16 protein-coding genes and 1 pseudogene are annotated in these 15,516 nt (G+C 38.7%); 2 read left to right on the top strand and 15 right to left on the bottom strand.

Features of this window, described 5'->3' with window-relative positions; all coding sequences use genetic code 11:
• Positions 1-30: 30 nt before the first annotated feature.
• Both tnpB and tnpA read right to left on the bottom strand, forming a co-directional pair.
• Positions 31-366, bottom strand: a complete 336-nt coding sequence (gene tnpB, locus C7E00_RS06045) for an IS66 family insertion sequence element accessory protein TnpB (protein WP_105303437.1) — start codon at positions 364-366, stop codon at positions 31-33.
• A complete protein-coding gene (tnpA, locus tag C7E00_RS06040) occupies positions 363-656 on the bottom strand; it encodes an IS66 family insertion sequence element accessory protein TnpA (protein ID WP_105303436.1) in 294 nt (97 codons plus the stop codon). The genes tnpB and tnpA overlap by 4 nt, the downstream gene beginning before the upstream one ends.
• Before the next feature lie 297 nt (positions 657-953).
• Here tnpA and C7E00_RS06035 point away from each other — a divergent pair, with 297 nt between their 5' ends.
• Positions 954-1,994: an IS110 family RNA-guided transposase gene (locus C7E00_RS06035; protein WP_105303435.1), complete on the top strand. Its 1,041-nt coding sequence runs from the start codon at positions 954-956 to the stop codon at positions 1,992-1,994.
• Between the two features lie 467 nt (positions 1,995-2,461).
• Positions 2,462-2,608: a hypothetical protein gene (locus C7E00_RS16175; RefSeq protein ID WP_167836487.1), complete on the top strand. Its 147-nt coding sequence runs from the start codon at positions 2,462-2,464 to the stop codon at positions 2,606-2,608.
• Positions 2,609-2,858: 250 nt separating this feature from the next.
• Here the strand turns inward: C7E00_RS16175 and C7E00_RS06030 are convergent, their stop codons facing one another.
• The 13 genes and pseudogenes from C7E00_RS06030 to C7E00_RS16005 all read right to left on the bottom strand — a co-directional run bounded on the left by C7E00_RS06030 (position 2,859) and on the right by C7E00_RS16005 (position 15,456).
• Positions 2,859-4,298, bottom strand: coding sequence for a flippase (locus C7E00_RS06030; RefSeq protein WP_167836486.1), 1,440 nt, complete (start codon positions 4,296-4,298; stop codon positions 2,859-2,861).
• A gap of 2 nt (positions 4,299-4,300) precedes the next feature.
• On the bottom strand, positions 4,301-5,443 hold the full coding sequence (locus C7E00_RS06025) for a CDP-glycerol glycerophosphotransferase family protein (RefSeq protein ID WP_105303433.1): 1,143 nt from the start codon (positions 5,441-5,443) through the stop codon (positions 4,301-4,303).
• Positions 5,443-6,159 (bottom strand): acyltransferase, encoded by a 717-nt coding sequence (locus C7E00_RS06020; protein WP_105303432.1) that lies wholly within the window; start codon positions 6,157-6,159, stop codon positions 5,443-5,445. Before C7E00_RS06020 ends, C7E00_RS06025 begins: the two co-directional genes overlap by 1 nt.
• A gap of 3 nt (positions 6,160-6,162) precedes the next feature.
• On the bottom strand, positions 6,163-7,431 hold the full coding sequence (locus C7E00_RS06015) for a hypothetical protein (protein WP_105303431.1): 1,269 nt from the start codon (positions 7,429-7,431) through the stop codon (positions 6,163-6,165).
• Between the two features lie 15 nt (positions 7,432-7,446).
• The gene (locus C7E00_RS06010) at positions 7,447-8,475 is read right to left on the bottom strand and encodes a glycosyltransferase family 2 protein (RefSeq protein ID WP_105303430.1); all 1,029 of its coding nucleotides are present in this window, start codon (positions 8,473-8,475) and stop codon (positions 7,447-7,449) included.
• A complete protein-coding gene (locus tag C7E00_RS06005) occupies positions 8,476-9,450 on the bottom strand; it encodes a glycosyltransferase family 2 protein (protein ID WP_105303429.1) in 975 nt (324 codons plus the stop codon).
• Between the two features lie 366 nt (positions 9,451-9,816).
• On the bottom strand, positions 9,817-10,377 hold the full coding sequence (locus tag C7E00_RS16335) for a hypothetical protein (RefSeq protein WP_204378580.1): 561 nt from the start codon (positions 10,375-10,377) through the stop codon (positions 9,817-9,819).
• A gap of 150 nt (positions 10,378-10,527) precedes the next feature.
• Positions 10,528-10,797: pseudogene (locus C7E00_RS16775) on the bottom strand (acyltransferase family protein); the annotation flags it as partial.
• A gap of 47 nt (positions 10,798-10,844) precedes the next feature.
• Complete coding sequence (locus tag C7E00_RS05995; protein ID WP_105303428.1) at positions 10,845-12,047, bottom strand: radical SAM protein; 1,203 nt, start codon at positions 12,045-12,047, stop codon at positions 10,845-10,847.
• Between the two features lie 2 nt (positions 12,048-12,049).
• Positions 12,050-12,937: a glycosyltransferase family 2 protein gene (locus tag C7E00_RS05990; protein ID WP_105303427.1), complete on the bottom strand. Its 888-nt coding sequence runs from the start codon at positions 12,935-12,937 to the stop codon at positions 12,050-12,052.
• 517 nt (positions 12,938-13,454) lie between these two features.
• A complete protein-coding gene (locus tag C7E00_RS05985) occupies positions 13,455-13,952 on the bottom strand; it encodes a glycosyltransferase (protein ID WP_105303426.1) in 498 nt (165 codons plus the stop codon).
• A gap of 20 nt (positions 13,953-13,972) precedes the next feature.
• Positions 13,973-15,178 carry a glycosyltransferase family 4 protein gene (locus C7E00_RS05980; protein ID WP_105303425.1) on the bottom strand — a complete coding sequence of 402 codons (1,206 nt, stop codon included), beginning with the start codon at positions 15,176-15,178 and terminating at the stop codon, positions 13,973-13,975.
• On the bottom strand, positions 15,175-15,456 hold the full coding sequence (locus C7E00_RS16005) for a hypothetical protein (RefSeq protein ID WP_135358175.1): 282 nt from the start codon (positions 15,454-15,456) through the stop codon (positions 15,175-15,177). The genes C7E00_RS05980 and C7E00_RS16005 overlap by 4 nt, the downstream gene beginning before the upstream one ends.
• Positions 15,457-15,516: the final 60 nt, after the last annotated feature.

Genomic DNA, 15,516 nt, shown 5'->3' with positions numbered 1-15,516 from the left:
CATGATCCGGGATAGTTTACCCACCCCGGATCATGAAGAGCCTCTTTTCTGATCTATTTTCAACCCCTGCATCAGCCACCCATACTGCTCTTCATTGATCAGGGCAGTATGATTTTCTTCATCCCGGATCCATTTGAAATGGTTTCCTTTTTCAAGACGTTTATAGAATAGCCAGAACCCGGTGGAATCCCAGTACAGCATCTTCAGCTTACTATGATCTCTGTTGCAGAACAGGAATACAGTATTATCAAATACGTCCATATGCAGTCTGTTCTGCACGACGGCAATATACCCATCAATTCCCATCCGCATATCCACAGTTCCTGTAATGAAATAAAGCTTTGCGCCATCTCTCACCAGCTTCATTGACCGATACCCAGCAGCTGACGAATATCAGCTGCACTTCCGCAGACTTGAATCCCATTGATCTCAATCCTGATGGATTTCTGAGAATGATCAATTACGGTGACAGGAAGAATATCGATATCTGCTAAGCTGCTGTCACAGCTGACCGTCTTCTCCCGCCGAAGCTGCCAGTAGAATGCATCATAATTCAATCCATTCTCCCTGCAGAAATCTGAGATTGTTTTTCCGCTGCGATGATATTCATCCAGATACGGCAGCCACCATTCGTGAGTATGAACTTCTTTTGACATGACCCATCTCCTTATGCCTTTCCTTAGGATAGGGTCTTCAGCTTCTCCTAACAAGTTGCAGACCTATTGACACTTACTAATAAATAGACAATATGTAAAAGATGTAAAAGCCCTCCATTAACTTGTGTGTTCGAGGATCATCCCGCATACTTGTTATTGGCTCAATAAAGAGATGGGGAAGTTGCCTCATCCAAGAAAGGAAGCTTTACATGATAGCATACGTGGGAATTGATGCGCACACTGCAAACTACATGCTCTCGACTTATTTGGAAGGATCAGCAGCACCAGTGAACCCGAATACCTACCTATTCTCCTTCTGTTTCCAACATCGTAAACTACTGCAAGGGAATCAGGAAAAAGATTGGAAATGATACAGAGATCATTGTCGGATATGAAGCTGGCTGCCTTGGATTTAAGCTGAAACGTGATCTTGAGAAGAATGGTCTTACCGCAAAGATCCTTGCCCCTGCTTCTATTACCGGAACAGAAATCAACAGACGCCGCAGGAAGAAGACTGACAAGCGGGATGCCGAAGCGATTGCCAGGTCACTGAAGAATCATGAATACAGTGAAGTCTATACCCCTGATGAAGAAGATGAATCAGTACGTGATTTCATCCGTATGCAGCAGGATCACAAGAAGCAGCTCAAAGTGATCAAACAGCAGATCTGTGCCTTTACTACCAGGCACGGATATAAATTTACGGATGGTAAGAATTACTGGACAAAGAAGCACCTGAAATGGCTTAAGGAACTTCCTCTGGAGGGAGTTAACAAGGAAACGCTGGATTCTTACCTGCTGTCATATGAAACAGTTTCTGATCGCATTGATCAGATGAACAAACGCATTGAAGAAATTGCTGAGACTGATAAATACCGGGAAGCAGTACACAAGCTCATCTGCCTCAAGTCAGTGAAAGTGCTGACTGCACTGGCTGTGATTGTAGAAATCGGAGATTTCACCAGATTCGTTAAAGCAAAGAACTTTGCGGCATTCCTGGGCCTGGTTGCAGGAGAACTCAGCAGCGGCGATCAGAACCAAACGGGAATAACAAAGCAGGGAAACACCTTTTTGAGAAAACTACTTGTCGAATGTGCACAATCTTTCTCAAGGGCATCATCTGGCAAAAGTGAAGCACTGAAAAAGCGGCAGGAAGGCACTACGCCTGAAGTCATTGCATATGCGGATAAAGCAAATGAACGACTCCGGAAGAGATACATGTGCCTTGTACTGCACAATCGAAAGAACCACAACAAAGCAACGGTAGCCGCAGCACGCGAGCTGGCATGCTTTATATGGGGAATGATGACAGGCAATATTCATACTGTTCTTGCTTAAAATGATTCTATCGATTGTCAGGCAGGCAAGATCTGCGCTGAGCACTGCAGATCAAGAAATCATTGAATGACCTAAAAACAAAGAGGAAGATCAGAATTAGCTTGAAGGCATCAGGAAGGAGCAGCTCGGATTTGAACTGGACGGTTCAGCTATCTGCGACCCGTTTATGATGGCACTGTTCCTTGGTGATCCACGACTATAGAAAGCAGAGCTGGCGGCGAAACCATTGGCCTGTGGGGTGGGAGAGCATTTGTCCCTGATACACGTATAACAGAATGGCTAAATACCGCGAACTGTTAAAAATCCGAGACTCTTTCCTCATGCCTTTAACAGCAAAGGAGAAATTGAGACTTATACGAAACCAGCACTTGACATTGGCTTTTACATAACAGTACGGATACATTATCCCAAATCTATGTGAATATGTACCAAAGATCCTAAAACGAAAATGGGATGTTTGGGGGCATATGAATAAAAATGCGATGAAGCTCGCCATCTGGATGAAGAGATTCAAGGAACGTGAAGAGCTGAAACTTACTGTTGATGAATACTGCGAGTGGGAACGGAGTCAAGGGACAGCACGCTGGACGCGTCAGCGTCCGGACTACCCTTGACGGAATGACATGGATTACCCTATGTGGCGAAAGCAGCCAATGCTGTTTTCCTGCCTCCCCGACGAGGGCGGGTCCGAGCAGAGCCCGGGAGTAACTTCAACAGAGTACTGAACTCTCAGCCACCAAATGTCCAATAACACGGGTACTGAAAATGCCTGTTTCTATTGGACAGGGAGCAAGGATCATAGCTGTCTAAAAAACGGGGCAACTAAAATCTCTTGTGTCCTTGACAAGGGTACAATTCATACAACTATCGTTTTCGCTTTAATAACATTTTCACAGAAGGATATTTGAACATCAAAAGAACAACGCCATATCCAATGGCACTGACTACGACTTTGACTACAAAACAAGGAAGAAAAGGCAAATTTATTTTTTTAATTGTCATACATACAGCCACGATCCATAGGCCTCCGCTAACAAGGGCCGCTATGTTTTTCATTTCAAGTTTAAAAATAGGCTTATATAGACTCTTTCGGCAAAAATAAACAACTTCTATTACAAATACAAGTGCTTCTGAGAATAATGTCGTTATTGCAGCCCCTGTATGAGCTAAGGATGGTAGAATCAAGAAATTCAATGATACGTTTACCACAGCACCTGTAACCGTTGCAATAAGTTGCAATTTTTCAAACCTTAAAGGAAGTAGACAGCAATATGTTACAAAGGAACTCATTACCGCAAAAAAAGAGCTAATTGCAAGAATTTGTAACGATCTAGTTGCCTCAATATACTTCTGTCCTGCCAAGATAAGCAGAACATCCTCAGATGTTAAGCACAAACCAATCGCAACAGGAATAGCTAAAAACAAAACATCATATAATATTTTCCTTGCTTTGTTGATGTATTCCTCAATTTGTATTGATTCGCTAATATTTGATAAATTAGGCAATGCAACAACGACCATGGACGCAACCATCTGCTTTATTAAAGTATATATTTTACTTGAGCGGCTATATAAACCAACACAATATTCACTATTCAAGAAGCCAAGCAATGTAGTATCGGAATCAACATAAATTGTCACAGCAATTGTAGATGCAAATATAATTAATATAGGTTTCAAATGCTTTTTTAGATTTAATCTAGTCGTAAGTCCGATCTTAACGTATTTTCTAGCGTGAAAAAAATTAAAAATATTAGCACCAACTGTAGCAAACGTTGAGATTGCCGCATAAATTAGATAATCACCTTCAATTTTGACCATTGTCAGCATCAATACTACCGAAATTGCTTGAACTATCAATGTGCGTATCGTTATGTACAAGTAGTCTTCTTCGATCGTATAGATCCAATTGACTCCGATTGTACCGCCAATTATTGAAAATGATTGAATTAATATAAGAATCTCATAGCTTCTGATCTTGCTTGACACAAGACAAGCTACAATCAGAGCAGCATATGCTATGCAAGTTGATAATATGTTTATTGTAAAAATTTCTTTGCAAAATTGGTTGAATTTCTCTTTGTTGTCTCGTATCCTAGCTCCTTCCCTTGTTGCATAGTTCAGAATACCGAGACTCGATAACAATACAAAATATGAAACAATAGAATTCGTAAAATTTATTTTTCCTATGTCTTCAACACGTAACACACGAGAAATGTACGGAAATGTGATTAGCGGAAAAACAATTGATAGAAGTTTTTGCCCCGCACTTAAGACAGCATTTTTCCTTAATGATTTCTTCATCCTCATCTCTTCTTTATCTCAGTAATTGCCTGAAATATTCTATAGCTGTTGTTCTCATCATGAAAGACAAAATACTTGCTCATGTTCGATTGATACTTTTCAGCCACTCCATTTTTAAAGTAGTCTCCTAAACAAATTATAACCTCTTCCACTGATTCGACGACTGGCCCGAAGCTATCTTCATACTTAAAATATCCTTCTTGATACTGGCTTGCTCTATATTTTTCTTTATCAAACTGGAAAAATATGGTCTCTCGGTTCATGTACGCCATATCAAAGAATACACTTGAATAATCGGTAATTAATATTTCTGACTCTATTAATAATTTTTGAACATCATAATCTTTAAAGCTAGCAATCTTAACCCTATTTGATTTTGACGTAAAAGAGGAAATCCACCGCTGGATCTCATAATGTGGATAAAAAATCAAATCATAATCATTTAATTCTAAAAGTCTATGTAACTCTTCAGAATCTAATAAGCTTTGTAATTTATTAAAATACTGAGATGATTCAAACTCAGATTTTTCCTTTCCAAGCAAAAATGTTCTCCAAGTTGGCATGAGCAACACTTGTTTCTTCTTTAAATCCGCATTACGTGTCAAATTATCAAATCTAGCCAGTCCAGTATACCTAACAACTCCATCCTCAAATCCATACGATCTGTTAATAAATTCATACTCAGGTTTTGCACCACATATGAACAGATCCGTAATGAAGTTCGGATACTTCAATCCAGGGATATTGTCTTTTGTTATACCATGCTGTAAAAATGCTGTGTAACCTCTCGCCCGAACAAAAGTTTTCTTTTGTAATGCCACAATTGCTCTCCACTCTGGGCGAGCTAATGACTGGTGTGTTCCAACTCGGTATTTAGCTGCATAATAATATATTCCATGCTTGATGCTGTTGTATTCTACAACTGGTCCACATTTTTTTACTTTTTCCAAATCAGGGCTATCTTTAGAAATAACATAAATAGCTGTCTGATCCGAATGGTTATCTATAAGATATTTAAAAAACCAATAGCCATTATCCCGTGCGTCTGTGCCTCTTTCCATTACTAACCAGAGGTTTTTCTTTCTGTAAAAGAAGCTAACTATATAACAAAACACAGCTTTTAATATATCTGTTATTAATCGCACTATATTTCTTCCCCGTCAAAACAATATTCCAAGAACTGATCATATCCATCAAAGATAGGTGCCTCTTCTTTAAATTTCTGATATGATAATTTTTTATTACCTACTAATCCCATCATTTCATCAAATCTTTCGATTATCTCATCATTACGCTTTTCAAATAGCCAAAAGAACTCATAAAAGATTTCCTTGGGCGGAAGCTTTTTATAAGTCTTATAATATTCAATCGCGCATTCTTTAGCTTCCTTAAGCTGAGCTGCTTTACGTTTCGCATAGTAATCTTCCACTGTTCCAACTACTTTGGCAGGATTTCCCACTATAACTGAATTATCCGGAAAGCACCCCCCCTTCAGGAAACTCGATGCACCTATGATACAATTGTTACCAATGGTGGTACCTTTTAAAATAGTGGCATGCATACCGATGAAAACATTGTTTCCAATTTTTACTTTTCCACAGCTGCCAAGAACATCACCGTATAAGCCCTTAAGGACACTCCAATCATATCCGTGTGTTAAAATTGTCACACCTTCGGTAATCTGAACATCATCACCAATTTCAATCATCCAGGGACGAGTTTCATCTATGGTAGTCTTTGATGGAACGTAGATTGTGACCCTCTCACCTATTCGCATTCCCAGTTCCTTCAAATTATTCACATATGTTTTTGAATTATATTTTCTCCCATAAAAAAGTTTTTTTATTTTATCCTTAATCATCAATTAGCACTCCGTTTTTTCCTTTATTAATCTGCTATTAATCTGCATAAAGTATGCTATTGGGATCATAAGTAAGACTATCTGAAAGTTTCTATATCCATGCGTATTGTCGGTCAAATATGTGATGTAAGAATAAGAAGTTAACATCAAATAGCAAAGTGCCATCTTATTCCCAAATTTTTTTATGTAGGTAGAAGAAATATGATATAAAAACCACCAATGCCACAATAGCGATCCAATAAAACCCAACTCTACATATTTTTCAAACACTCCACTATGCAGCCCTCGTATACTTGCCATGTTATTTAATACCGACGATCCGAGTCCCTCTATGTAGCGTGACACAAAAGTGTATCCTTTTCCTAGATAGCCAACACTAAAGTTACAAATTGTGCGAAAATGTCTATAAATAATACTTCGTCCATTATCTGCAATTCCCCTTTGCAGAAGAAGTGCAATAAAGCTATCATCTAGTATCATATAGACAAATATGAAGCAGATTACAATCGCACAGATTGTCTCAATTCGTATAAGCGGAGCCGCAATTCCCTTTAATGGTTTGTTTATGATTAAAAGCAATAATAATACAACCACAATTCCAGCAAATCCTATGCGTTTAAATCCGAATATAAAGCACAAAATACACCAGATCAAACGTCGATAGTCCTTTTTATTTTTTTGTTTCCTAAAAAACAAGAGAAATATAATAAATAATCCCATAATGAATAGGAGTTCATGTACTTCAAAAAAACCTTTATAAGGATTAGTTCCTACATAATATCCTAAAAATGTCTCCCTAACATATAACGATAGGCCTCTTCCACGACTAATTATTGTTCCAGTAAAGGCAGAGAGAAGATAAGTAAAAATTGTGACATCGATATAACAATCGAGTACTCGACATCCCATGAGTTGCAACATTTCATACATGGCTCCAACTGCGAGCATGTAATATAGAGCAGTCGATACCAGTCTAGAAAAGTAATCCATTCCATTGCCATTTAGCAAAAAAATGATCACTGTATATAATATCGCAGCAATATATGGTATAATACTTAATTTAAATCCACAGTTTAATACATTTTCGCCCAGCTTTCGTGGTTGAGACATACAATAAAGAATTATTAATACATAGGATAGTATTGGACCATAATAATTGAGTTTTCCAATAAAACCGTCACCTGCAAAATAAGAAAACAACTCTATATTGGAATATGATAAAAATATCAAAATAAACAGCCAGAAGCTGTTTTTGTCAATTTTCAATCGCATAAAATCACCACATTCCTAACATTTCATCTTTGTCATAAAATAAACCAAAGTAGTTCTTCCTTTAAGCACCTGTCTAATATATATTCTTTTCATTAAAGGAAGCTCATCGAATGGATAATCTTGTAAATTTCTTGCAAGTTCCCCCTTACTCATTCTTCTTATTTCCTTTAGTTTTTCTTTCCTACTCATGTTTGCAAAACCCACACACTGCTTAATGCTTACGATCAAATTAGAAATTAATGAATCTTGTGCTCTGTGCAAGGCTTCTACATTTCTTTCACCTTGATCTGCAATAATTTGTTTTTCTCTTTCAAACAGGTTACAGGCTTTATCAAAACGATCTGGACGATACGAGTGCGTTAAAGATGATAAATTTTCACGATACACATAAAAGTTTTCATTCAAGAAGGTTATACAAGATGCTTTCTGACATACGCTAATGTTAAAAAGCACATCCTCGCTTAGAACATCTCTTTCAGATTCAAATCGAATATTATTATCAATTAAGAACGATCGCCTATAAATAGCCATACATGACGATCCCAACCGGTATTTTTCCTTTCCTCCATTTCTCTGTGACCCTCCAAAATAGATAGGAAATAAAATGTCTTTTACCTTCTCTCCACGAAGCATTGGTGGAAAGCTAACAGATTCAACTGTTATGTTGCCGTTAACATCCAATTTCTTACAGGAAAAACAACATACATCTGCATTATCATTCACTATTTTGTGCAGTGCTCTTTCTATGGTATCGTTTTCTATATAATCATCGGAGTCAAGAAATTCCACGAAATCACCTGTTGCGATTTCTAATCCAGAATTTCTTGCATATCCTAAACCACCATTCTTTTTATGTAAAACCTTTATATTCTCGTGCGCAACAGCATATTCGTCGCACAAGCGGGGACAATTATCTGGTGACTCGTCATCAACTAGTATTATTTCTATATTTTTATAAGACTGTCCAAAGAGTGACTCTATGCAACTATGTAAATACTCTTCTACATTGTAAACTGGAACGACAACACTAACTTTATAATTCATTTACTTAACCCTATATATTCTTTCATAAAATTTCCTTCTAAAGGGATTTATCCCCATCATTAAAACTTTAATTCTTTGTCTTACATCAATTCGAGGATCAAGAACAACACTAAGGTAGTTCTTTTTAAACGACTTCAGCTCTCCATCATAGATTTCGCCCGTAACATTTTTCACGCACATTATTCTAAGTAAGTGTTCTTCAGCTTGCACTACAGCTGCAAGAATCGCTTTTTTCGCTTTTGAGGATTTTGATGTTTCCAGAATGCTTTTGGAAACGCAGATTGATTCATACAGTGACTTCCATGCATTGTCACGATATAAATTCTCCATCACACTCTGATCATTAACGATGTGAACATAGTTTTTTTGATCCAACCATATGACCTTTTTGCTCTTCCGAACATACTCATTAACAAAGGCAGTATCCTCTCCAATTTTCAGTGAAGTGTCAAACATAATTTTATTATCTCGAATGAAACGTAAATCATAACACTTGTCCCAACAATAATTGCCAAGCTTATACCCATAAAACATTTCCACCTCGGCATCTTCTGGTGAATAAATCTCTCTACTCACTTTACATACATTTTGTCTCACAGCGGAAATATCTGTAACTGTTTGATATGTAGTTACTAGAAGTGCATTATCTTCAAAATTATCTACAAACCCCTGAACATAAGACGGCAATATATAATCATCAGCATCAACAAAACATATTAAGTCACCGCTAGCTTGTTTTATTGCTTGATTACGCGCATTAGACACTCCGCCATTATTTATATCAATAACATATAATCTTGCATCCTTTTTCCTCAGGCCATCCAAAATTCTTTTAGTATCATCAACTGATCCATCATTTACTACTATAATCTCTATATTCTGATACGATTGTTCAAATATACTATTTACGCATCTTTCAATAACATTTTGCCCATTATATACAGGGACAGCAATTGTAACCTTACATTCCTTCACTTTTGCACCTTATCTATATATGTTTTCTTCCATTTTCTGTACAAGAAATATGCAGCAGGATACAGGAAAACAAAAACAATTTTTGCTTACTTTTGTCGAATAGTTGTGCACATCTATTATTAGCAAACTTCCCATAAATAATGTACTGAAGCATATAACTCTACTATTTGCTTTAGAATCAAGGAAAACCTCCGCTCTGACCATGCATCCTTTTGGGGAAAGAATATTGTGTTTCCTTCTATTCCTTGTCAAATCATCATCCGAATAATTAGAAGTATAAATGCTTTATCAAAGAAACGTATTTCATATTTTTCTGCCATTTTAAACCGGATTATATCTTCACCCAGGAACTTTTCATCAGGAAACTCAGGAAACGGAAATTCTTTTATTCATGCTTGTCGTTCCTTCCTCAAAAATTTGTTTGAGAACAAGAAAAATTCCAGCCACTTTGTTTTCTTCATAATCCAAGCAACCATAATCGGACCTGCAAAGCTTATTCCAAGTCCCAGTACTACATGAATCACAGCATTTTCGATGCCGATCTTCATCAGGATAGATCTCATCGGTGCCGCAAACAACGTATGCATCAAAAAAATCGGCATTATGTACTGCAATGAATTTCATGCCTCTACCGAACTTTTCCTCAAAACTCACCACCATCATGATAACAGCCACACAAGCCAATAATCCCATTACGAAAGGGACTGCACTACTGCTGATTTCCGCCGTATATACCATAATGCTCAAAATTATAAACAGCACTCCGCATATCATTCCTTGTACTTTTCTGCCCTTCAGTTGCACGTTAAATGCACAAATGCTCATACCGAGTACAAACCAGATTTCATTTGAGAGAATTGTCGATACTGCGTAAATGCTGTACCCCCCCGTCAGAATTAGACTTTTTGCAGCCAGTGCAACTACCAATCCAACTGCAGCTGCTTTCACACTGTTAAAAGTCAGCGTAACAAGAAAGATGAAGAACAATGCGTAACCAGTGTGGTGCTGTTGGATGTAGGAACAATGTTTCTCCTAGACCGCCGATTTGGTTGTTGACACTGCTTGAGAACACTTTTTTCAGTACCCATGTAGCAGTCGTAAAAGTCGCATATGGTACGCCGAGTGCCAGCACTTTTTCGCTACATTTCTATACCAACTGCCTACACTGTTTACCTTGCTGTTCTTCTGATACAGATATCCACTACAAATGAAGAACAGCAGCACGTGGAAGTGATTAATTGTTGTGTTGAACCACTCATATAAATCATTTTCAGACAGAATATTCGCCTTCGTCATGCTTTGGAAAAGGTGGCCCAGTACAACCAATATACAGGCAATAACTTTTACATCATCGACCCATTATTCTCTTGTTTTTACCGCTGTCTTTTCACTCATTACTTCGTCTCCATCTGCTGTGCTGCGATATCAGCATCAACGATTTCCTCACCGGTTTTATTCTTCAACTGCTCTTTTGATGCCACAGAAAGTCCATTATTCACAACCGCATTCATATCGCAGGTTGTCAGACGATCTAATTCCTCTTTCGTAACTTTGCCGTCGCGATAATCGCAAACAATTTTATTTTCATACATGCTGTATGGATGCTTGGAGAAAAGTGCCTTTGCTTTATGTTCAAGAACCCAGGCAGCAGGCTTCCAGATATACTTATGCATAGCAGGAGAGACAGATCCGATCATCCAGCAGTTACGATCACAATGTCTTACTTTTGCTCTAACTTCATCCGCCTGTGGGCTGCTCCATAATTCATCCCAGCTCTGCTCATTCAGATTACCCATAACCTCTTTGTCCTTAGTCCCGTTACATGGCATCACGTCACCATATGGATCAATGAAGAATGTATCGAAGGACATATCACACGGAAGGAGTCTCGGCTGTGCATAGATGTAATTGATGAGGCCGTGATTGAAATATGCCCTGAACCATTTCTTCGGGCTATTGCTCTTCAACAGTTCATTGATAAGGTTTTCAAAATTCTGTGCAACCATCGGACGGTCGTGAATAATGTTCTTTGCTTCGACAAAGTAGAATGAATTATGAAGAGAAGCTGTTGCAAACTCCATGCCCATCTTATTAGAAAGTTCATAGAGCGGAACAAGATCCTTGGCATTCTTATCCTGAACAGTCATGCCAAAACCTACATCTTTCATACCCATTTCTCTGAGCTTTTTCAGTGTTGAATACCCACGATTATAACCGTCTTGCAGACCCCTAATTTCGTTATTCGTCTGCTCAAGGCCCTCAATCGAAATACGGATTCCAATCTGCGGAAATTCTTTAGCAAGATCGATAATTCGATCAGTGAAGAATCCATTTGTGGAAATCACAATACGATCCGATTTCTTATATAATTCCCTTACGATATCTTTCAGATCCGTACGAATAAATGGCTCACCACCGGTGATGTTTGTGAAGTACATCTTCGGAAGTTTTTTAATTGTTTCAAGTGAAATCTCCTCTTCCGGTTTTGACGGTGCCTTATAGCGGTTGCACATCGTACATCTTGCGTTACATCTATAAGTAACAATAACTGTTCCATTTAACTTCTTATCGCCTGTTGCAGCCTTTGTTTGTGGCATAATTAATTCTCCTTATACTCCTTTTTCCATTTTTCAAATATCATTTTTGCTGGAAGATAATTTGCGATTACCAACGCTTTTTCATTAGTGCCAACAATCAACTTTTTTGTTGATCGATTTGCGAACCATCCATAAATCAAGTATTGTAATGCACACTTCTCTCTGAACTTTAAATTTATGTCATTATGCAGATAGCCCTCAGCACGCAGCATACACCCCACAGGGGAATTGATATTATTGAGCCTTCTGTTCTTTGTAAGACCGTCCTCCAAATAATTTCCTATATAAATAGGTTTATTAATATAAACCATTTTATATTTTCGTCCCATTTTTACCCAAATAATATCTTCTCCCAAGAAGCGTTCTCCCCTGATTTCTGGAAATGGGAATTCTTTCAAGCAACGTGTATAAAAAACCTCCGCTTTGTCTGAATTCATGTCGTTTCCATTAACCCTGATATCAATATAGTTAGAAACTAATTCATCTCTAATATATTTTCTACCATTAATTGTTCCGTCTGGATATTCTCTTAGGAAAGAGAACCCACAAAGATCAAATCGATCTTTATACTTATGAGAATACTCCTCTATCGTTTGAATCGCATCTGATGTAAGCGTATCATCCGAATCAACAATAAAAGTAAGAACCGAATCAATCGTTTTTATACCAGCATTTAACGCAGTGTGTTTACCACCATTTTCCTTTTTCAAATACCTAATCTTAATTTTATTTTCATTAATAAAACTGCTGATCACTGCCTCCGTATTGTCGATACTGCCATCATCAACAATCACCCACTCGAAGTTATCGGATGTTTGCTGAACTAAGGAAAGATATAATGCAGGCAACTTGCTAGCCCGGTTGTATGTAGGTGTAATTACTGTAATCATTTAACCCTCATTTCAATGTAAGATACAGACATTCGCCGAATTTACGGAGTTTTTTCTGCACATCGCTATGCAGGGAGGCGATCATTTCACCTCCTTTGGGAATACGAGAACATTTGTTAAAAGCGATGCTATTACAAGAATAGTACCAATAATGCATTTCTACGAAACGCTGCCACATGGAAATATATTGTTTCTCTAGTGTGGTTTCTTTTCTTTTCGAAGGTTAGTTTCTCGTTTATATCTCTACAGTAATCTATCTGCCTGCAGAGATTGTGCTATATCACTTATTAACTAAGCGCCCCAACGAAGCACTGCTGAGGCAAACCAAATTATAACTCTTATCATAATCGATCAATTTTGTAACCCTAACATCTCTGTGATGATCATATCATTTCTGTATGATTCTTGCTGTTGCCAGCAAGTTCAGACTGTGCCTTCATCTGAAATCCTCAGATGCTCCGTGTCCAGTCGTTACACCTTCCATTACTGGCTGAGCTCGGCGTTTTCTGTATCTTTGTTACCCTTTGTAAATCCTCATTACCTTTTTATAGTAGCTTTCTGGCGCTTCGAACTGAACTTCTTTACAGTTCTCGCTGTATCTTTGACACATAATTCTATCATTCCAGAACTGCTCGATCTTTGCTTTCAATTTCTCGGCATTACTACTTTGGAATACTTCACCGGTCTTTCCTGTCTGGATCAGTTCCGGAATGCCACCGATATCTGCGCCGATTACCGGTGTTCCATACATCTGGCTTTCCATCACAGAGAATGGACAGTTCTCATACCACTCTGACGGATAAACACTGACCAGTGCTTCACGGATCAGTTTTTCCAGCGGCTCACCGCTCTGGAATCCTACGTTCTCGATGTTTGAAACTCTGTTGACCTCTTCTTCCAAAGGTCCCTTGCCTGCAAAAATGAATTTCACATTCGGCAGCATGCGAGCAACTTTCAGCAGTGTGCCAATTCCCTTTTCCTCAGAGAAGCGTCCAAAGTAGAGGACATAGTCCATCCGCTGATATTTACAGAGGGTTACCCCCCCAGATAAATCGGGATGAGCTTGTTATAGTAAGCTTCAAGATCATCTCGCTCAAGGTTAAGGCACGCCTTTGCATACTTATCGGTCTCTACCGGATCATTCCAAAGTTCCTTGATAATAGATGCCAGTTGCTTGGAATCTCGGCTTCTGAACAGTCGCCCATCCACACCATTTGTAATCAGCTCAGGAATACCACCGATATTTGCGCCGATGACAGGAGTTCCGCGCTGCTGACTCTCCATAACAGAGAACGGGCAGTTTTCATAGACTTCCGAAGGGCAAATAGAGAACTTTGCTTCCCGAATCAGTATGTCCAATGCATCACCAGTCTGGAAACCAACATTCTTAACATTTTTCAGCTGATTGACCTTGTCTTCCAATGGGCCAGAACCAGCAAAAATAAACTGAATATCTGGCAACAGATTGCAGGTCTCAACAAGTGTGTTGATTCCCTTTTCTTCAGAGAAGCGGCCAAAGTAGAGGACGTAATCCTTCTTCGGAGTCTCTTTCCACTCCACCTTATCGATGAAGTTGTGCATTGCGATTGTCTTAGTTGCAAACAACGGATTGGTGTCCATCTTGGTTTTCAAAAACTCTGAACAGCAAATAATTTTGTCAATGTACTTGTATGCTCCGTTCCATTTCCAGAACTCCGCCTCCATCATGCCAACGATAGATTTTGTAGTAGAACCGTGAACACATTTTCCCTTTACACAATTCACGAAATGACCGCCGAGGCACTTCTCACAGTTCTCATGTGTGATAGGGTTCTTTAATTGATGGTTCGGGCAAACCAGCTGGTAGTCATGTGCCGTGAAGATGATCTTGCAATCCCTTCCGGTCTCCTTGCGCCACTTCACGATTTCCAAGATGATGGAAGGAGTCAGCTGGTAGTTAAAATTGTTCAGGTGACAGACATCTGGCTTGAAGTCATCTAGTACTAGTCTTAATTTTTCTCTTGCTTCCTTGCTGTAGATGGTCTTGATCGGGTAGGTCAGTTTGCTCAGTTTGCTGCCGCCGTGAAAGTCCATATCTGATGTATAAGCATTGACCCGGTTGCCAACACAGCGTCCAGGATGTTCCATACCAAAGTACTGGACTTCATGTCCGTGTTTTCCTAATTCTTCACCAAGTTTAAAGATATAAGTCTCAGACCCACCATTGGGATACAAAAACTTATTAACCATCAAAATCTTCATGCTAATCTCGCTTCTATAACTTCAACAAGTTTCTTTAATATCAGAGAAATGGCAACCGCTCCCACCAGTGTGCAGAACACTGTTACAAAATATGATGCTACGCCATTTACCAATAAATTTGTCATATGCAATTTCTGGACTACACGGAAGGCAACCATGTGGCTGAGGTAGACTTCCATGCTGATCCCTCTGAAGAAGACTGCAAATCTGTTGTGTAGCAGTCCCCCCCTAAGTGAAATTGCTGTTGCCAGAAGGCAATACGAAACAGCCAGTTCCATGAACACTCCGACAAGTGCATTTCCAGAAAAAGTATAGTAAGCAATAATGGATGCAACTAA

Source organism: Anaerolactibacter massiliensis (assembly GCF_900290205.1).
Classification (GTDB): domain Bacteria; phylum Bacillota_I; class Bacilli_A; order Erysipelotrichales; family Erysipelotrichaceae; genus Bulleidia; species Bulleidia intestinalis.
The sequence above is the reverse complement of the archived record's forward strand: the minus strand, read 5'-3'. Positions and strand labels throughout refer to the sequence as shown.